Below are 18,210 nucleotides of genomic sequence, written 5' to 3' on the forward strand. Positions count from 1 at the left end.
CACCATGTCACAAGTGGCGCAGCAGGAGTTCGATTGCTCGGACATCGACCAGTACCTCGGTAAAGTGATCGACAGTTCCCCGATCCGCGAGCCGCTGGGCAACAACGACATCCGCCGCTGGGTACAGGCGATGCACTACCCCAACCTCGCGCACTTCGACCCGGCCTATGCGGCTGCCAGCCGCTGGGGCAAGCTGGTCGCGCCGCAGAGTTTCCCGATCGTGATGGACGACAGCCACGGCACCTCGTCCTCGTGCATGGGCCGCATCGCCGAATCGCACCTCCTTTTCGGCGGGGACGAGTTCTGGCACTACGGCCCGCGCGTGTTCGGCGGCGACGTGATCAGCAACGAGCGGATTCCTTATGACTATGCCGTGAAGCAGACCGGTTTTGGCCCCACGTGCTTCCAGCGCGGAGATAACTATTACCGGAACCAGAACGGCGAACTGATCGCCAAGCAGCGTTCGACCGCGATCCGGTACCGCGCGGCGGCGGGCGGCGATACCGTCAACACCGCCGAGTTCGACGAACCGGAATGGACCGATGCCGAACTGGCCCAGCTGGAGGAGCGCAAGTTTGCCTGGGTGCAGATGTTGCACGATCTGGGCCACGGTGAGCGCTGGTGGGACGACGTTAAGGTAGGCGACCATCTGCCGGAGCGCGTGTTCGGTCCGCATACCGTTGCCAGCTTCGCCACCGAATGGCGTTCGTACCTGTTTACCGTCTGGGGCACGCTCGACCGGCGCCAGATCGATCTTGAGGCGCTTGGTTTCACCAAGGAAATGGCGGGGCATGAGAACGATCCAGTGATGGAGCGGATCAATCCGGCCATCACTGACGGCGCTTATTACGGCCCTTCACGAGGACATCTGTTCCCCAAGTACGCCCGCAAGATCGGTATGCCGCGCGCTTATGGTTATGGCGCCTCGATGGGGGCCTGGGTTACCGATTACCTTGCCGGCTGGGCGGGAGAGTGGGGCATGGTGGTCCACTCCACCGCCAATTACCGCGGCCCTGCGCTTTCGGGCGATGTTACGATCCAGACCGCCGAAGTGGTCGACAAGATGATCGACGATGAAGGGCGACATCTCATTCAGGTCAAGCACCTCATGCAGAATCAGAAGGGCGTGAAGATGTGCCTGGGTCTAGCTGAGATAGAGCTCCCCAAGAAGCCGGGATGATCACGGAGCGGGTTGCATGAAAGCAAAAAAGGGCGCTGCGAGGTGCCCTTTTTTACGCGGAAACCCTGCGGATCAGGCGTGGTAACGAGCGATCACCTTGCGTTCGTACAGGCGAATCAAAGCCAGCGCGGCCAAGGCCACCATCACGCCCAGGATCATGTCGATCAGGTAATGCGTGCCTTCGACCGGGGTGGATAGCAGCATCGCAGCGTTCATCACTACTACCGGCCAGCGCAGCGAAGGGCAGCGCCAGCCCGCCACGATGTAGAGCACGGCTGCTGCCGTATGAAAGCTGGGCGCCGATACGATGCCGCGCAGATGCCCAAGGTCGACGATATGGACGGTATGCGCCCGCAGCGCCGGGATCAGCCCGGACTGCCAAAGCTCGCTTTCGGGCATATAATGAATCTGCTCATGCCAGAGATGCGAAAAGGGCCCGACCGCTGGCATAAGGGTGAAGGTGGCAAGGGTGATGATCGAAGCTACCCAGAACCCGGCGATAAACCGGTAGGCGCGCCCATGCTGCCCGGACCGGGCGGCGGACCACAGAAGCAGTATCGGGGTCAGGTAGATGCTGCGATAGGCGATCGTACCCAGCGCCTGTAACACGGGATGGTCGGCGACGAGGCGGTACCAGTCAAGCCATTTAAACCCAAGCGCTTCGTCGATGGCCTGCAGGGTAACGTCCGCATAGCCGTGCGTCAGCGCTGCTACGGGGTAGCTTGCAGATGCGCCCATCAGGGTGACGATCGTGAAGATCCCGAGGTATTCGCTTAGATAAGATACCTGCGCGGCATGGCGCCATGTCGTGCGCGGCAATCCGAAGCGCAGCGCCAGCGCAACAAGGCCGGCTGCGTAGAACGGCACGTTGCCTGGCGCCAGTGGATCGATGTGCAATTGCGCAAGATGGAGCAGCGTGGACAGCAGTACCAGATTGAGCAGCAGGGCGACCAGCAGGTGGCGCCGGATCGCTGGGCCAGATTGGCGTACGGCGACCAGGGCTGGCGTCAGAATTTCAGGGTGAGTTGCCTGTCCGGCAACCACGACCGTAGCTGTCGTGGCCCATGACGGCCGCATCGATGGCATTGCGTGATATCCAGAACGGTGTGTTAGACGCCGATGCGGCAGGAAAGACGACGTAGAGCCCGAATCCCGGTTAAGCGGGGATGAACGCGATAGCGGGAGGCGGGGTATCTTGTCACGCATTCCGCGCGTGCCATGATAGAGGTGTGATCGGGATCGCCGCCGTGGTCCAAAATCGGCGATTGCCGCTCGCCTGAGCATGAAAAAGGGCCCGGCTTTAAAAGGCCGAACCCTTGTTTCGATACAATTTCTTGAAGCGCGTCAGGCCGCGTTGGCGGCGCTCAGCACGGCGCGGACGCTGGCAGTGGCGACGTCCTCGTCGATGCCCACGCCCCATACCGTACGGCCGTCCGGCAGCACGCATTCGACGTAAGCGGCAGCCCGCGCATCGGTGCTCTTGCCCATCGAGTGCTCGGCGTAGTCACGCACGTCGAGGTGCACGTCAAAGCTCTCGGCAATCGTCGCCGTCACGGACGAGATCAACCCGTTGCCCTTCCCGGAAACCGACTGCTCCTTGCCGTCGACACCGATCTTGCCGGCGAAGACGCGCGAGCCGTCGGGACTGCGGCCTTCATCCCAGTCATTCAGCTGGAAACGCTGGCCATCTTCGAGGCGGTAGGCTTTCTGGAACACGTTCCAGATATCGGCGGCCTGCAGTTCGCGGCCCAGTTCGTCGGCAAGTTCCTGGACGTGCTTGGAGAAGTGCGCCTGCATCCGCTTGGGCAGCTTCAGGCCTTGATCCTGCTCGATCACCCAGGCGAACCCACCCTTGCCCGACTGCGAGTTGACGCGAATCACCGCCTCGTAGTCACGGCCCAGGTCTGCCGGGTCGATGGGCAGGTAGGGCACGGCCCACATTTCGTCGTTGCGCGTTTCCTGCGCAGCGAAGCCCTTCTTGATCGCGTCTTGGTGCGAGCCGGAGAACGCGGTGAAGACCAGTTCGCCGCCGTAAGGATGACGCTCTGCCACCTTGAGCTGGTTGCAGTATTCGACCGTCTGGATGACTTCGTCGATGTTCGAGAAGTCCAGCTCGGGATCGACGCCCTGCGTGTACATGTTCAGCGCCACGGTGACGAGGCAGCAGTTGCCGGTCCGCTCGCCGTTGCCGAACAGGCACCCTTCGACCCGGTCGGCACCCGCCATCAGGCCCAGTTCCGCTGCCGCCACGCCGGTGCCCCGGTCGTTGTGGGTGTGCAGCGAGATCACCGCGCTTTCACGGTTGGGCAGGTTGCGGCAGAAATACTCGATCTGGTCGGCGTAGATGTTGGGTGTGGCCGCTTCGACCGTAGCGGGCAGGTTGAGTATGATCGGGTTCTCCGGCGTGGGCTGAAGAATGTTCATCACCGCCTCGCAGCACTCGATCGAGAAATCGAGTTCGGCGGTAGAGAAGGTCTCGGGAGAATATTCGAAGTGCCACTTGGTCTGCGGATACCGGGCCGCCTGATCACGCATGGCCTTGGCGCCGTTCTCCGCGATCGCGCGGATTTCGTGCTGTTCCATGCCGAACACGACCGTGCGCCACAGCGGCGAAACCGCGTTGTAGAGATGGACGATCGCGGCGTGGACACCGGCCAGGCTGTCGAACGAGCGCTCGATCAGATCGGCACGCGACTGCGTCAGGACCTGGACCAGTACGTCCTCTGGAATGCGGTTATTGTCCACGAGGCCGCGGATGAAATCGAATTCGGTGGCGCCTGCACTGGGGAAACCGACTTCGATTTCCTTGAGGCCGACATTGACCAGCAGGTCGAAGAAGCGGGTTTTCTTCTCTGCGCCCATCGGGTCGATCAGGGCCTGGTTGCCGTCGCGCAGGTCAGTCGAGAGCCAGCGCGGCGCCTTCGTGATGACCTGCGAGGGCCACTGGCGGTTTTCCAGCTGGATCTGCGGGAAAGGGCGATACTTGACCGAAGGGTCTTTCAGCATAGTCATGGATTTAACTCGCTCGGATAATTCGTCTGCTATTTCAGGTGAGGTCGTCAGGTCCCTTGAGCGCCGAGCGCGTCGCAGGTCGACGCGTCACCTCACGCCCAAGGGCGGATAAGTCGCAGGGTAAGGCCGAGACGGAGAGTCATGCCGTTGCCTATGGGCATAGGCAACGGTCATGTAAAGGGGGTTTGAGGCCAGACCCGCTCAAGTGCAGCGCAGGCCCGTGATGATGCCTTTCGCATCGACGTCGATATTCAGCCGGTCCGGGCGATAGTCCATCGTCACCATCGAATCGGGCTGCAGGACGCGGACGGGCTTGTCGCCGCGCGATGCAGTGATCGCGGCGATGACGTCGTCGCTGGCCTTTCGCCCGATGTAGCCGCCTAGCTGGTCTGCGCCGCAGCTTGGCTCCATGGCGGCGGTGGGCGGAGTTGCGTTTTCGACAGGGGGCGTTTGCGCGCTGCAGGCGGCAAGAGTGCCAGCGAGCACGGCGGGCGCGATAAAGGACTTCGCAGTTCGTGACATGGGTCTCTCCTTGGCGGTCCCGTCTAAACTAGCGAAGCTGAACGCCGGTGCAATGCGGCCTACTGCGCGCAACCGCTGTAGACCGTATGTGCCTGTTCGCCATTGTGGTCGTAGATGGTGAACAGGTGAGCCTTCCGGCAATACGCAGTGTAAGCGTCCACCATGCGGACCGTGGTCTCGTTGAGAGGGGAGGACGGCAGCGGTGTCTGTGCGACTACCGTTTCCGGCCGCGCGGCGAGGATGCGCCGCACCTCACGCGCTTCGTTCAGCCCGGTCCACTCACGCCCTTCGTAGATATGCGGTGCGAAGGCGAGGGGGCTGGCCGGTTCGGCGCCGACCTTGGTGTAGAGATAGCTGAGCGCTCCCCAGACGAAAAGGCGTTTGCCGGGCGTGACTTCGCGAACGTAATCGGCCAGCGCCTGGGCGGCGGGCCGCGCGCGCCAGCGGTCGCCGAGATGGAAAGTTCCGGCCAGAACGAGGCTAAGTCCGATGATCGCGGCAATGCCGGGCCACACGGGGCGCCGATACTCGAAGTACCCGGCGCGCAGGATGGCCAGCGGAGCCAGCGCGGACTGTGCGTAGTGAACGTAAATATTCGGAAACGAGAAGATCAGCGTCAGCGCCGCCAGTGCCCAAAGCACAACGAGGCCTACCACTGCTTTCTGCTCCGTCGACCCGCTGCGCATTGCGTGGAGCCCGATGCCCGCAAAGACGAGGGGGATGCCCAGCATTCCCGCCATCGTGAAGATGCGCTTCACCCGGATTGCCGGGTCAGCATAGCCGCGCGCGAAGTTGGAGGTGACCATTGCGTTCCACAACTCGTGGAAATGGCCGTTGGTCCAATAGAACAGGCCCGTTACGAGCATGGGGAGGGCACCGGCGAGTACCAGAAGACCTGCTTTCCAGCCGACGTCGAGCGGGCCGCACCCAGCCCGCCAAAGCATCACGATCACCATAATCCCGAACAGCGCACCTTCTAGCGCGGCGGTCTGCTTGATGGCGATGGCAAGCCCGGCGCAGAAGAATCCGAGTACCAATGCAGCATCGATCCTGCCTTTGCGAAGCAGCGCGAAACGCGAGACGAGTAGCCAGGCGCTTGCGATTAGCAGCGTGTTGAAAAACACACCGGCTTCCTAGTTGTCGCCTTCGAAGCGGCTGAGCAATGCAAGATAGACAAGGCCTGCCAGCAGCGCGCTGCCCGGAGCCGCGATCAGGCCGGCGATGCGATTCGCGCCGTAGGCCCCCAGCGCGGCGCAAAGCGTCGCGGCCAGTTGATAGGCCAGCATGTTCGGCCAGAGCAGCCCGATGCCGGCGAAGATCAGATAGAGGAGCGGGCCCTTGCGGTCCCAGATGTCGACGTAGAGCAGTTCGCCATGCCGCAGCTGGTCTCCGACGAGAGCGTAGAACTGGTCGTCGATCCCGAAATTCCACTCTCCATAGGCAGGGCAACGGATGAGCGCGGCGAAGCCAAGCAAGCATGTGAACTGGGCAAGGCGGCTGATCCCGGCGCCGGGTAAGCGTTCAACCACCGATGCTCGGCCCGTCATGCATGGATCCCCAAAAACTGCGCCAGTCCATAGTCAAGGAAGTCTTACCAAATGGGAAATTGCCCGGCGCGGGTGTGGTGGAGGGGGCGCTGTACTTTATCCTAAAGCGATACGAAACTGCGCCGAACGCGGGGGAAAGAACGATCATGAGTGGAGCCTTGGCATTTGCGGCGGGGCTGGCCGCTGCGACCGCCAGCGGTGCGCAGCATCCCTATCCGGAGCTGCCCGATTGGCTGGCCGGGTGCTGGCAGAGCGAGGGCTAGGAAGAATGGACCTCGGAGTGCTGGACCCGCGCACGCAGCGGGATCATGCTCGGCACCAACCGCAGTGGCAACCGCAGGCAGGGCGATGGAACCGCTGGATGGGAAATGATGCAGATCGGCCCGGTGAGGCCGGACGCCGCACCGGCCGCGAGTGGGCTCGCCAAGCCGAAGTCGGGCTGGCGGACGCGAATCAGCCGATCCGCTGGACGTTCCAACGCCAGCAGCGCTGATACGCGAAGGGCGCCGCCGGTTTCCCGGCGACGCCCTTATTAATATCGAGAAGCCAGTTTAACCCTCGACGTGCTCGGCAAGCACGGTCAGGCCCGCATCGCCCACTTCGGCGAAACCGCCGGTGATGCGGATCTCTTCAGGCGCGCCGTTTTCGGTCTTGTAGACCTTGAGCGCGCCGTCGGCGATCGTCGACATGAAGGGCGCATGGCCCGCGAGCACGCCGAACTCGCCTTCCGTACCGGGGACGACCACCATGTGGACCTCCTCGGAACGAACCAGCTTCGCAGGCGTGACGAGTTCGAAGTGCAGGGGCATCAGATCAGGCTTCCTCAGCCAGCTTCTTGGCCTTGGCAACGGCTTCGTCGATGCCGCCGACCATGTAGAAGGCCGCTTCCGGGAGGTGGTCGTACTCGCCGTCGACGACGGCCTTGAACGACTTCACGGTGTCTTCCAGCTGCACGAACTTGCCCGAGATGCCGGTGAAGACTTCCGCGACGTGGAACGGCTGCGAAAGGAACTTCTGGATCTTGCGGGCGCGGGCGACGGTGAGCTTATCTTCTTCCGAAAGCTCGTCCATGCCCAGGATCGCGATGATGTCCTGCAGCGACTTGTACTTCTGCAGGGTTTCCTGGACGCGGCGGGCGGTCTGGTAGTGCACGTCGCCGACGACGCGCGGTTCCAGAACGCGCGAGGTCGAGTCGAGCGGGTCGACTGCCGGGTAGATGCCCAGCTCCGAGATCGCGCGGTTCAGCGTGGTCGTCGCGTCAAGGTGAGCAAACGAGGCGGCCGGTGCAGGGTCGGTAAGATCGTCTGCGGGAACGTAGATCGCCTGAACCGAGGTGATCGACCCCTTGGTGGTCGAGGTGATGCGCTCCTGCAGCTGGCCCATGTCGGTCGACAGGGTCGGCTGATAGCCCACAGCCGAAGGAATGCGGCCCAGCAGAGCCGACACTTCGGCGCCGGCCTGGGTGAAGCGGAAGATGTTGTCGACGAAGAAGAGGACGTCCTGTCCTTCCTGGTCGCGGAAGTATTCGGCCATGGTCAGACCCGAGAGAGCGACGCGCGCGCGCGCGCCCGGGGGCTCGTTCATCTGGCCGAATACCAGCGCAACCTTGGAACCTTCCGAGGTGGCGTTGCCTTCGGCGTCCTTGGCGATAACGCCGGCGTCGAGGAATTCGTGATAGAGGTCGTTGCCCTCGCGGGTACGCTCACCCACGCCTGCGAAGACCGAGACGCCGCCGTGGCCCTTGGCGATGTTGTTGATCAGTTCCTGAATGAGAACCGTCTTGCCCACGCCGGCGCCGCCGAACAGGCCGATCTTGCCGCCCTTGGCGTAAGGGGCGAGAAGGTCGATGACCTTGATGCCGGTGACCAGGATCGCAGCTTCGGTCGACTGCTCGATGAAGGGGGGAGCCTCGGCATGGATCGGAGCGAACATGTCGGCGCCGATGGGGCCACGCTCGTCAATGGGATCGCCCACGACGTTCATGATGCGGCCAAGCGTCTTGGGGCCGACCGGCACCGAGATCTGCTTGCCGGTGCTGCGCACGGCCTGGCCGCGCGTCAAGCCGTCGGTACCGTCCATGGCGATGGTGCGGACGGTGTTCTCGCCCAGGTGCTGGGCGACTTCGAGGACCAGCTTCTGGCCGTTGTTCTCGGTCTCGAGAGCCGAGAGAATGGAGGGCAGTTCGCCTTCGAAGGTCACGTCGACGACAGCGCCGATGACCTGGCTGATCTTGCCGGTAGTGGTGAGGTTGAGCACGGGTGCGGTGGCCATTTTGATGTCCTTGCCTGCGGTTTCTTAGAGCGCTTCCGCGCCCGCGGATTGGTGGTTGCTTACAGCGCTTCCGCGCCAGCAATGATTTCGACGAGTTCGGTGGTGATCGCAGCCTGACGGGTGCGGTTGTATACGATGGTCAGCTTCTTGATCAGGTCACCCGCATTGCGAGTGGCGTTGTCCATGGCCGTCATCGATGCACCCTGTTCGGATGCCGCGTTCTCCAGCAGCGCGCCGAAGAGCTGGGTCTTCAGGTAGCGCGGCAGCAGCGCGGCGAGGATTTCCTCCTCGTCGGGCTCGTATTCGGTGACGGCATCAGATGTCACCGCGACCGCCTTGGGAGCGGGCACCGGGATGATCTGCTGATCCGTGGGTTCCTGCACGAGGGCCGAGCGGAACTTCGCGTAGAACAGGTGCGCCACGTCGAACTTGCCGGCTTCGTACATCGCGACCAGTTCGTCGGCGACGCGCTCGGCTTCGTTGAAGCCAGGGTAGCGCACGTCCGAGGTGTCGAACATGTGGGCGATCTGGTCGGGGTATTCGCGCCGGATCACCGGGCGACCCTTGCGGCCGACGAGGTAGAACAGGACGGTCTTGCCCTGTGCTTCCAGTTCCTGCGCCTTGACGCGGGCTGCCTTGACGATGTTGGCGTTGAACGCGCCGCACAGGCCCTTGTCGGAGTTTGCGACGACGAGCAGGTGCACCTTGTCGCTGCCGGTTCCGGCGAGCAACTTGGGGCTGTTCTCGGAGACCGTGATCTTCGAGGCGAGCGAGGCCATCACCTGCGCCAGACGCGTCGCATAAGGGCGTGCGTCCTCGGCGGCAGCCTGTGCCTTACGCAGCTTGGCCGCGGCGACCATCTGCTTGGCCTTGGTGATCTTCTGGGTCGACTTGACCGAGTTGATGCGGCCCTTGAGTTCCTTGAGCGAAGCCACTCGTTGTTCCCCGATTACCGCCCCGGCCGTCCTGTCGGACAGGCCGGGGTATGGTTATTTACTTACGCGAACTGCTTGGCGAAGGCGTCAAGCGCGGCCTTGGCCTTGCTTTTCGCTTCGTCGCCGAAGTCCTTGGTGGTGCGGATCAGCGCCAGGACGTCGGCATGCTCGCTGTGCATGTAGGTGAGCATCTCGGCCTCGTAGGAGGTGACCTTGTCCACCGGAAGCGCGTCGAGGTAGCCGTTGGTGCCGGCGAAGATCGACAGCGTCTGCTCTTCGAAGGCGAGCGGCGAGAACTGCTTCTGCTTGAGCAGTTCAGTCAGGCGCGCGCCGCGGTTGAGCAACTTCTGGGTGGAGGCGTCGAGGTCCGAACCGAACTGCGCGAAGGCAGCCATTTCGCGGTACTGGGCCAGCTCCAGCTTGATCGAGCCGGCGACCTTCTTCATCGCCTTGGTCTGGGCTGCACCGCCGACGCGCGACACCGACAGACCGACGTTGATCGCCGGACGGATGCCCTGGTAGAACAGGCCGGTCTCAAGGAAGATCTGGCCGTCGGTGATCGAGATCACGTTGGTAGGGATGTAGGCCGAAACGTCGCCCGCCTGGGTTTCGATGATCGGCAGTGCGGTCAGCGAACCGGCGCCCTGTTCGTCGTTCATCTTTGCAGCGCGCTCGAGCAGGCGGCTGTGGAGATAGAACACGTCGCCGGGGTATGCTTCGCGGCCCGGAGGACGACGCAGCAGCAGCGACATCTGGCGGTAGGCGACGGCCTGCTTGGAAAGGTCGTCGTACACGATGACGGCGTGCATGGCGTTATCGCGGAAGAACTCGCCCATCGCGGCGCCGGTGTAGGGCGCGAGGTACTGCAGCGGCGCGGGCTCCGAAGCGGTTGCGGCGATGACGATGGAGTATTCCATCGCGCCGTTTTCTTCCAGCTGACGCACGATCTGCGCCACGGTCGAGCGCTTCTGGCCAACGGCGACGTAGATGCAGTAGAGCTTCTTGCTCTCGTCCGTGCCCTGGTTCGCTTCCTTCTGGTTGATGAAGGTGTCGATGGCGACGGCGGTCTTGCCGGTCTGACGGTCACCGATGATCAGTTCGCGCTGGCCGCGACCGACGGGAACGAGGGCATCGATGGCCTTGAGGCCGGTCTGCACGGGCTCATGCACCGACTTGCGCGGGATGATGCCGGGAGCCTTGGCTTCGACGCGGGCGCGCTTTTCAGCGACGATCGGGCCCTTGCCGTCGATCGGGTTGCCCAGTGCGTCGACGACGCGGCCCAGCAGGCCCTTGCCGACGGGAACGTCGACGATCGTGCCGGTGCGCTTGACGACGTCACCTTCCTTGATCTCGGCGTCCGAGCCGAAGATCACGACGCCGACGTTGTCGGCCTCGAGGTTGAGGGCCATGCCCTGAACGCCGTTCGAGAACTCGACCATTTCGCCGGCCTGGACGTTGTCGAGGCCGTGGATGCGGGCGATGCCGTCGCCGACCGACAGAACCGAACCAACTTCCGAAACCTGGGCCTCGGTGCCGAAGCTGGCGATCTGGTCCTTGATGACCTTCGAGATTTCTGCTGCGCGGATATCCATTGTTCTGCCTTTCTTAGCCCTTCATGGCCTGGGCGAGCGAATTGAGTCGGGTGCGGATCGAGCTGTCGATGCGCTTGGACCCGATGGTGACGACGAGACCGCCGAGGAGGTCCGGGTCGACGCTGGTCTTGATTTTGACGGTACGGCCTTCGCGCGCTTCCAGCTTGCCGCGCAGCTGTTCGACCTGTTCGTCGGTCAGTGCGTGGGCGGAAGTGACTTGCGCGGTCGACTCGCCGCGCTGGGCGGCGGCGATAGCAGCGAAAGCGCTGATGATCTGGGGCAGGGCGGAAAGGCGGCGGTTGTTGGCCAGAACGCCGACGAAGTTTTTCGTCAGCGGCGACAGGCCCAGAACGCCGGCAACGCCATCCATCGCAGCGGCGGCCGCAGTCCGGCTGACCTGCGGATTGCGAATCAGGCCCGCGAAGTCCGAGCTTTCCTTGATCGCCTGGCCGATCGCCTCGAGGTCGTTCTCGACCGCCGAGATGGCGCCGTTTTCGCTAGCAAGATCAAACAGCGCCGAAGCGTAGCGACCTTGCAAGCTGGCTTTGATGCCCCCGGAATTCTCCACGCGCGTCCTATCCTTACATCGAGTGGGCGGGCCACTTGGGGCGCATAGCAACAGCGTGCTCCCCCAGCCCGCAGACGGGGCGCGCATAGCGACGATACTGTCATGATGCAAGGTGCCCCTTGGTCTCTGGGGACAAACGGCAGGTGTCTTGTTTAAAAGCAACAGGCGGGAAGGCTCTGGAATCCGGGCGGTGCAATGAGCGTCGTGAATTCGCAGAGGAGATTTTCCGATGGCCTATCGAATCGCCGGCCTGCCGCGCGGCGCCTTCGTGAAGTATTACGGCAAGACCGCAGAAGAACTTGGGCGTATGAACGCGAGACGGGTGTTCGCCGACGCTGATCGCGGCTTTCCCTGCCGGGTCAGCCTGGAGGATGCGAGGGCGGGCGAGAGCCTGATCCTGCTGAATTTCACCAGCCACGATGTCGCCAATCCGTACCGCAGCGCCCATGCGATATATGTCCGGGAGGACACGGAGCAGGCGCAGGCTTTCGTCGATTGCCTGCCGCCGGTCTTCTCGGGGCGGGCATTGTCGCTGCGCGGGTTCGATGCGCAAGGCATGCTGCACGCGGCGAGCCTTGCTGCACCGGATGAGGCGGACGTTGCCATACGGGCCTTGCTGGCGATACCCCAGGTAGCTTGCATACACGCGCACAATGCGGCCTATGGATGCTTCGCGGCGCGCATCGAGCGCCATGGAGACGGACTGTGAAGCCCGAACCTATCGAGGTTGGTGAAAGCGTAAGCGACGAGCGGGCGTGGCAGGCCGTGCTTGCACGCGATCGCGCCTTCGATGGTCGCTTCGTCACCGGTGTGCTGTCGACGGGCATATATTGCCGCCCGTCCTGTTCGGCCCGCCATCCCCGGCGTGAGAACGTGCGCTTCTTTCATGATCCGGAGCAGGCGGAAGTAGCAGGGCTGCGCGCCTGTCTGCGTTGCCGGCCGGGCGACCTCGCGCGCGACGAGGAAGCGGTGAAGCGCGCGCTTGGCGCTCTTGCCGATGTCGAGCAAGTGCCGTCCCTGGCGCGGTTGGCGGATGAAGTAGGGTATAGCCCCGCCCATTTTCAACGCGTGTTCAAGCGCGCGGTCGGAATTTCGCCCGCCGAATACCTGCGCGCCCGCCGGGCCGAGCGGGCAGGGGAAGCGCTCAGCCAAGGCACCAGTGTTACCGAAGCGATCTACGAGGCAGGTTACGGTGCGCCCTCGCGTTTCTACGAAGCGAGCCGCGCGAGGATGGGCATGACACCGTCCGCATGGCGTGACGGCGGCAGCGGCGTGACGATCCGCTGGGCGGTCGTGCCCACCAGCCTTGGCGAAATGCTGGTCGCCGCTACGGACAAGGGCGTATGCCGGCTGTCCTTCGGGGAACGGTATCAGGACCTGGCCACGCGCTTTCCGAAGGCTGAACTGGTTGAGGGTGGGAAGGATTTTGCGGCCCTGTTAGCGGATGTCGTCGGTGCGGTGGAGAAACCGGGCACTTCCCGAATCATCCCGCTCGATGTGCAGGGCACGGCTTTTCAGGAAGCGGTGTGGCGTGAATTGCAGCGTATTCCCTCGGGCGAAACACGCAACTACGCGCAGATCGCCGCTGCCATTGGCAAGCCCGGCGCAGTACGCGCGGCAGGCTCGGCCAACGGCGCGAATAACGTGGCGGTGCTGATCCCCTGCCACCGCGTCATCCGTTCCGACGGCACCGTCGGCGGCTATGCATACGGCGAGGCGATCAAGCGCGAATTGCTGCGGCGCGAGCGAGCAGGGGAATGACGACAAACGGGGCCAGCCCGCTGCCTGCACCGGAGAAGGCGCGGCCGGGACGCCTGCGGCGGTTCACGGCGCATCCTTTGACGTTGTTGCCGCTGGGTGCCCTCCTCGTGATCCTGGGAGCAACTCTGCCTGCCATTATTCTCAAGCTGCTTCTGCCGGGCGGTGCATCCATATTTGCGGCACTGACCGGGGTGGTGACCGGCGCTTGCAGCCTCCTTGCTTACTTTGCCTTTCGTCGCTGGGTGGAGCGAGCGCCGCGCGAGCCTGCCCGGCGTATGCGCGCCGTGCACGAAATGGCCGCAGGTGCATTGGGAGGGGCGGCCCTGTTCACCCTGATAACCGGCATAGTCGCGCTGCTTGGCGGGTTTTCGGTGACGGGCCTGCGGGGTATGGGTGAATTATGGATATGGCTTGGCATCGCGTTTTCTAGCGGGATGATCGAGGAAACACTGTTTCGCGGTGTCATTCAGCGCCAGCTCGAAGCGATGTTCGGGACATGGGTGGCGCTGGCGGCGACATCGGCGTTCTTTGGACTGGCGCATCTGACGAATCCTGGCGCGACCCTGTTTGCCGCATTCGCCATCGCCTGCGAAGCAGGCATCCTGCTGGGTTCGGCCTATCTGGTGACGCGCAGGTTATGGGCGCCAATCGGGCTGCACATGGCCTGGAATTTCACCCAAGGGTGGGTCTTTTCGATCCCGGTATCTGGCGGCAAGCCTCCCGTCGGCCTGCTCGAGACGCGGTTGATGGGCCCGCAATGGCTTACCGGCGGCGCCTTCGGGTTGGAGGCTTCGGCCGTGGCGCTGGTCGCGGCGAGCAGCGCGGGCGTCGTCTTGCTGATCTACGCCCATCGCCAGGGCCGGTTCCTGCCGCCGCGCTGGAAGCGAACCGCGGCCTAGACGAACGAATAAGGGTCGATGTCGATGTTCACCCGCACCCCGCGCGGGAATTCGAGTGGGTCGAGCCATTCGCGCAAGGTCTTCTGCAATTCGGCCGAACGCCGCGCGTTGATGAGCAGGCGGAAGCGGTGGCGTCCGCGCAGCAGGGACAGGGGCGCGGGGGCCGGGCCCAGCACCAGCATGTCCGGAAGGTTCGGCGCGGTTCCGCCGATGGCGCGGGCGGCGGACAAGGCTTCCGCCTGATCCTCGGAACTGATGATGATCGCCGCCCAGCGGCCGAATGGGGGAGCGCCGGCATCGCGGCGGGCCTCGGTTTCGGCGGCATAAAAGGCGTCGCGGTCGCCATTGGCGAGGGCCTGGATCACCGAGGCGGCGGGGTGGCGGGTCTGGATCAGCACTTCGCCCGGTTTTGCCCCGCGCCCGGCGCGTCCGGCGACCTGTGCGACCTGCTGATAGGTGCGCTCCGCCGCACGCAAGTCTCCGCCTTCGAGGCCGAGATCGGCATCGACTACGCCCACCAGCGTCAGTTCGGGGAAGTGGTAGCCCTTGGTGACGAGCTGTGTGCCGATGATGATGTCGATCGCGCGCCCTTCCGCCATCGCGACGAAATCGCCGATCGCCTCGGGCGTGTTCATCGTGTCCGAGGTGACCAGCGCGGTACGGGCTTCGGGCAGGATTTCCGCCACTTCGTCAGCGATGCGCTCCACGCCGGGGCCGCACGCGACGAGGCAGTCACCGGTGCCGCATTCGGGGCAGGCCTCGGGCACGGGCACTTCATGACCGCAGTGGTGGCAGGCCAGCCGCTTGGAAAAGCGGTGCTCCACCAGCCAGGCGGTGCAGTTGGGGCACTGGAATCGAAAGCCGCAGTGGCGGCATAGCGTCAGCGGCGCATAGCCGCGCCGGTTGAGGAACAGCAGCGACTGTTCGCCCTTGGCCAGCCGGTCCTTCATCGCCTCTACCAGCCGGGGCGCCAGCCAGCGGCCGCGTTCGGGCACTTCACTGCGCAGATCCAAAATCTGGATGTCAGGCAGCTGTGCGCCGCCATACCGCCCGACGAGATCGATCTTGCGGTAGACGCCTGCCTCGGCAAGCTGCATCGATTCGAGCGCGGGAGTGGCGCTGGCGAGGACGACCGGAACCTTCTCGAACTTGGCGCGCATCACCGCCACGTCGCGGGCGTTGTAACGCACCCCGTCGTCCTGCTTGAATGAGATTTCATGCGCCTCGTCCACCACGATCAGGCCCAGATTCGCATAAGGCAGGAACAGCGCCGAGCGGGCACCTACGACGACCTGAGCGCTGCCGAGCACGACCGCGCGCCACGCCCGGCGCCGCTCGCTGGACTTGAGGGAGGAGTGCCAGAGCACCGGCTGCACGCCGAATCGGTGTTCGAAGCGGCGCAGGAAGTTTTCGGTCAGCGCGATCTCGGGCAGCAGCACCAGCACCTGGCGGCCTTCGCGGATCGCCTCGGCCACGCCTTCGAAATAGCACTCGGTCTTGCCGGAGCCGGTGACGCCGTCGAGCAGGAAGGGGGCGAATTTGCGCTCGGTAACGGCGCCGACGAAAATGTCCGCCGCCGCGCGCTGTTCGTCGTTGAGCTGAGGCACGGCGAATGCCGGCCGGGCAGCGGGGTAGGGCCGGTCGAGGTCGACCACCACCGGTTCGAGCAGCCCCGCGCCGACCATCCCGCGCAGCACGCCTTCGGAGACGCTGGCCAGCTCCGCCAGTTCGCGGATCGAGCCTTGCTCGTGCTGCAGGGCGTCGAGCGCGGCGGCGCGCTGGGGCGTGAGGCGCGCCGGTTCGGTGCCGGTCAGCCGGTATTCCGTCGTGGTGCCGCCGCCGCGCAGCGCCGCCATGCTGCCCAGCGCCATGCGGGCCACAGAGGACAGCGGCGCGCAGTAGTAATCAGCCGTCCACTCGATCAACCGCCGCAGCCGTTCGGGGATGGGCGGGGCGGGCATCACTTCCAACAAAGGTCGTAGTTTCGATTCAGGCACTTCCTTGCCGCTGAGGCGTTCAGGCTCCCAGACGATGCCTAGTACCTGCCGCGGTCCGAGCGGCGCGACGACGATCGATCCGAATTCTATCGTCATCCCTTCCGGTACGCGATAGTCGAGGACGCCGAGGGCAGCGTTGAAGACAAGGAGTCGGACACGTTTCATCTGGTGCCATATAGGCACTGGCGGATTGGCTCGTGAAGGAGTGGAAGATGCGCAATTGGGGATCGGGCGTGGATGGAATGCGGGAAGATGGTTTTATCGAAGGCCTGATGGCCCCCGTCGGCATGGCGCAGGGCGTCAACCGCAGGTCGGTGGTCGCGGGTATTCTTGCGACGGGTGCGCTGCTGGCGCTGCCCGGCTGCGCGACGATGGGCAAGCCCAGCACGACGGACGTGATCCAGCGGTTGCTGACCCTTTCCAGCCAGCGTGCCTTCGCAAGGCTAACCCAGCCTGACGGTTTCTGGGACAGCGCAGTGTCCCGAATCGACATGCCGGTGCTGTTCGGACGCTCGGGTTCGGCGGCCGCGAAAATTCTGAAGTCGCCGCTGTTCCGCGAGAAGTTGCAGCATGAACTCAACAATGTCGCCGAAGACGGTGCCCGCGTTGCGGCGCCGCTGGTCAACGACGCGGTGAGCAGGCTGACTGTCAGCGATGCTCTTGCGCTGCTGCGCGGGGGCAGCACGGCGGCGACGACTTATCTGCGCCAGTCGATGGGCCCCTCGCTTGTCAACGCGATGATCCCGGAACTGGGCCGGGTGATGAGCGTGGCTGACGATCCGATTCTGTCGCAGGCGCTTGCGGCACTGACGGGTGTGAACATCACGGACGCCGCCCATGCTCTCGCTTTGGGCGCTGACAACGCCATCTGGTACGAGATCGGCGCCCAAGAAGGGGAAATCCGTGCCAACCCGGCTGCAACCAACGATCCGGTACTGATCGCGGCCCTAAGACTGCTGTGAGTGATCGCGGGGGCTGCGACAGGTTCGCTTCCCCCGCGCTGCGGTGCGACGGTACTGGCCCCGTCGCCGGCCTTTCCCTATAGGGCGCGCAAGAATCGCCCCCTTGGCCAGCCTTACAGGACCAGCACCATGAAGTTCTTCGTCGACACCGCCGATATCGCCGACATCAAGGAGCTTGCCGACACCGGCCTGCTCGACGGCGTGACCACCAACCCCTCCATCATTGCCAAGTCGGGCCGTGATTTCATGGAAGTGACGCGCGAAATCTGCGGCATCGTCGATGGCCCGGTCAGCGCCGAAGTCGTCGCGCTAGACCACGCCGGCATGATGCGCGAGGCCGAAGTGCTGCGCAAGATCGCCGACAACGTCTGCATCAAGGTGCCGCTCACCATCGACGGCCTGAAGACCTGCAAGGCTCTCACCGGCGAAGGCACTATGGTCAACGTGACGCTGTGCTTCTCGGCCAATCAGGCGCTGCTCGCCGCCAAGGCCGGCGCGACGTTCATCTCGCCCTTCATCGGCCGTCACGACGACAATGGCTTCGATGGCATCGACCTGATCAGCGACATCCGCCTGATCTACGACAACTACGCCTATGAGACGCAGATCCTCGCCGCTTCGATCCGCCACGGCGTGCACGTCCTGCAGTGCGCCAAGATCGGGGCCGACGTGATGACCGCGCCGCCGGCCGTCATCAAGGGCCTGTTCAAGCACATCCTGACCGACAAGGGCATCGAAGGATTCATGGCCGATTGGGCCAAGACCGGCCAGTCGATCTGATCCTGATCCGTCGTCCCGGCATGGGCCGGGACGACGGAAAATGGCCTGGGACCTACCCAAAACCTCCGCCGCCATCGCATATCCATGCTCATCACACCCCGTCACCCTGAACTTGTTTCAGGGTCCACCGGGCAGCCATAACTGGAACGCGGTTTCGCCATCGGCCCTGTCGATTTTCCGATTT

Annotated in this window: 18 protein-coding genes; 7 read left to right on the forward strand and 11 right to left on the reverse strand. The window is 64.0% G+C overall.

Features of this window, described 5'->3' with window-relative positions; all coding sequences use genetic code 11:
- The first annotated feature begins 4 nt into the window (after positions 1 to 4).
- The gene (locus tag V474_RS02710; RefSeq protein WP_082699574.1) at positions 5 to 1,180 is read left to right on the forward strand and encodes an FAS1-like dehydratase domain-containing protein; all 1,176 of its coding nucleotides are present in this window, start codon (positions 5 to 7) and stop codon (positions 1,178 to 1,180) included.
- A gap of 72 nt (positions 1,181 to 1,252) precedes the next feature.
- Here V474_RS02710 and V474_RS02715 read toward each other — a convergent pair whose 3' ends face one another.
- From V474_RS02715 to V474_RS26470, 5 genes are all read right to left on the reverse strand, one after another.
- On the reverse strand, positions 1,253 to 2,266 hold the full coding sequence (locus V474_RS02715) for a phosphatase PAP2 family protein (protein ID WP_059150000.1): 1,014 nt from the start codon (positions 2,264 to 2,266) through the stop codon (positions 1,253 to 1,255).
- Positions 2,267 to 2,524: 258 nt separating this feature from the next.
- The gene (leuA, locus tag V474_RS02720; RefSeq protein ID WP_059150001.1) at positions 2,525 to 4,192 is read right to left on the reverse strand and encodes a 2-isopropylmalate synthase; all 1,668 of its coding nucleotides are present in this window, start codon (positions 4,190 to 4,192) and stop codon (positions 2,525 to 2,527) included.
- Positions 4,193 to 4,393: 201 nt separating this feature from the next.
- On the reverse strand, positions 4,394 to 4,714 hold the full coding sequence (locus V474_RS02725; RefSeq protein WP_059150002.1) for an I78 family peptidase inhibitor: 321 nt from the start codon (positions 4,712 to 4,714) through the stop codon (positions 4,394 to 4,396).
- Positions 4,715 to 4,773: 59 nt separating this feature from the next.
- Positions 4,774 to 5,838, reverse strand: coding sequence for a hypothetical protein (locus V474_RS02730; RefSeq protein ID WP_236710528.1), 1,065 nt, complete (start codon positions 5,836 to 5,838; stop codon positions 4,774 to 4,776).
- Between the two features lie 9 nt (positions 5,839 to 5,847).
- Positions 5,848 to 6,261, reverse strand: coding sequence for a hypothetical protein (locus tag V474_RS26470; RefSeq protein WP_236710530.1), 414 nt, complete (start codon positions 6,259 to 6,261; stop codon positions 5,848 to 5,850).
- Between the two features lie 361 nt (positions 6,262 to 6,622).
- Between V474_RS26470 and V474_RS26785 the strand changes: the two genes are divergently transcribed.
- A complete protein-coding gene (locus V474_RS26785; protein WP_269085125.1) occupies positions 6,623 to 6,754 on the forward strand; it encodes a hypothetical protein in 132 nt (43 codons plus the stop codon).
- A 58-nt stretch (positions 6,755 to 6,812) separates the two neighbouring features.
- Here the strand turns inward: V474_RS26785 and V474_RS02740 are convergent, their stop codons facing one another.
- The 5 genes from V474_RS02740 to V474_RS02760 all read right to left on the reverse strand — a co-directional run bounded on the left by V474_RS02740 (position 6,813) and on the right by V474_RS02760 (position 11,627).
- Positions 6,813 to 7,070 carry an ATP synthase F1 subunit epsilon gene (locus V474_RS02740; RefSeq protein ID WP_059150004.1) on the reverse strand — a complete coding sequence of 86 codons (258 nt, stop codon included), beginning with the start codon at positions 7,068 to 7,070 and terminating at the stop codon, positions 6,813 to 6,815.
- A 4-nt stretch (positions 7,071 to 7,074) separates the two neighbouring features.
- Complete coding sequence (atpD, locus tag V474_RS02745; protein WP_059150005.1) at positions 7,075 to 8,532, reverse strand: F0F1 ATP synthase subunit beta; 1,458 nt, start codon at positions 8,530 to 8,532, stop codon at positions 7,075 to 7,077.
- A gap of 59 nt (positions 8,533 to 8,591) precedes the next feature.
- Positions 8,592 to 9,467, reverse strand: a complete 876-nt coding sequence (locus tag V474_RS02750) for a F0F1 ATP synthase subunit gamma (protein ID WP_059150006.1) — start codon at positions 9,465 to 9,467, stop codon at positions 8,592 to 8,594.
- A 62-nt stretch (positions 9,468 to 9,529) separates the two neighbouring features.
- On the reverse strand, positions 9,530 to 11,059 hold the full coding sequence (gene atpA, locus V474_RS02755; RefSeq protein ID WP_059150007.1) for a F0F1 ATP synthase subunit alpha: 1,530 nt from the start codon (positions 11,057 to 11,059) through the stop codon (positions 9,530 to 9,532).
- A 13-nt stretch (positions 11,060 to 11,072) separates the two neighbouring features.
- Entirely contained in the window at positions 11,073 to 11,627 is a 555-nt protein-coding gene (locus tag V474_RS02760) for a F0F1 ATP synthase subunit delta (RefSeq protein WP_059150008.1), read from the reverse strand.
- A 229-nt stretch (positions 11,628 to 11,856) separates the two neighbouring features.
- Here V474_RS02760 and V474_RS02765 point away from each other — a divergent pair, with 229 nt between their 5' ends.
- From V474_RS02765 to V474_RS02775, 3 genes are read left to right on the forward strand one after another with little or no spacing between them, the layout of a single operon-like run.
- Positions 11,857 to 12,336: a DUF1203 domain-containing protein gene (locus V474_RS02765; RefSeq protein ID WP_059150009.1), complete on the forward strand. Its 480-nt coding sequence runs from the start codon at positions 11,857 to 11,859 to the stop codon at positions 12,334 to 12,336.
- The gene (gene ada / locus V474_RS02770; RefSeq protein WP_236710531.1) at positions 12,333 to 13,388 is read left to right on the forward strand and encodes a bifunctional DNA-binding transcriptional regulator/O6-methylguanine-DNA methyltransferase Ada; all 1,056 of its coding nucleotides are present in this window, start codon (positions 12,333 to 12,335) and stop codon (positions 13,386 to 13,388) included. The genes V474_RS02765 and ada overlap by 4 nt, the downstream gene beginning before the upstream one ends.
- Positions 13,385 to 14,287: a CPBP family intramembrane glutamic endopeptidase gene (locus V474_RS02775; protein ID WP_059150011.1), complete on the forward strand. Its 903-nt coding sequence runs from the start codon at positions 13,385 to 13,387 to the stop codon at positions 14,285 to 14,287. Before ada ends, V474_RS02775 begins: the two co-directional genes overlap by 4 nt.
- On the opposite strand, the gene V474_RS02780 is transcribed toward V474_RS02775, so the two are convergent.
- Positions 14,284 to 16,449 (reverse strand): primosomal protein N', encoded by a 2,166-nt coding sequence (locus tag V474_RS02780; protein ID WP_059150012.1) that lies wholly within the window; start codon positions 16,447 to 16,449, stop codon positions 14,284 to 14,286. The genes V474_RS02775 and V474_RS02780 overlap by 4 nt on opposite strands.
- 47 nt (positions 16,450 to 16,496) lie before the next feature.
- Between V474_RS02780 and V474_RS02785 the strand changes: the two genes are divergently transcribed.
- Together V474_RS02785 and fsa are read left to right on the forward strand one after the other, a co-directional pair.
- The gene (locus V474_RS02785) at positions 16,497 to 17,246 is read left to right on the forward strand and encodes a DUF4197 domain-containing protein (protein ID WP_082699575.1); all 750 of its coding nucleotides are present in this window, start codon (positions 16,497 to 16,499) and stop codon (positions 17,244 to 17,246) included.
- A gap of 129 nt (positions 17,247 to 17,375) precedes the next feature.
- The gene (gene fsa / locus V474_RS02790) at positions 17,376 to 18,026 is read left to right on the forward strand and encodes a fructose-6-phosphate aldolase (RefSeq protein WP_043975260.1); all 651 of its coding nucleotides are present in this window, start codon (positions 17,376 to 17,378) and stop codon (positions 18,024 to 18,026) included.
- The last annotated feature ends 184 nt before the right edge of the window (positions 18,027 to 18,210 follow it).

It is taken from the genome of Novosphingobium barchaimii LL02, assembly GCF_001046635.1.
GTDB lineage: Bacteria > Pseudomonadota > Alphaproteobacteria > Sphingomonadales > Sphingomonadaceae > Novosphingobium > Novosphingobium barchaimii.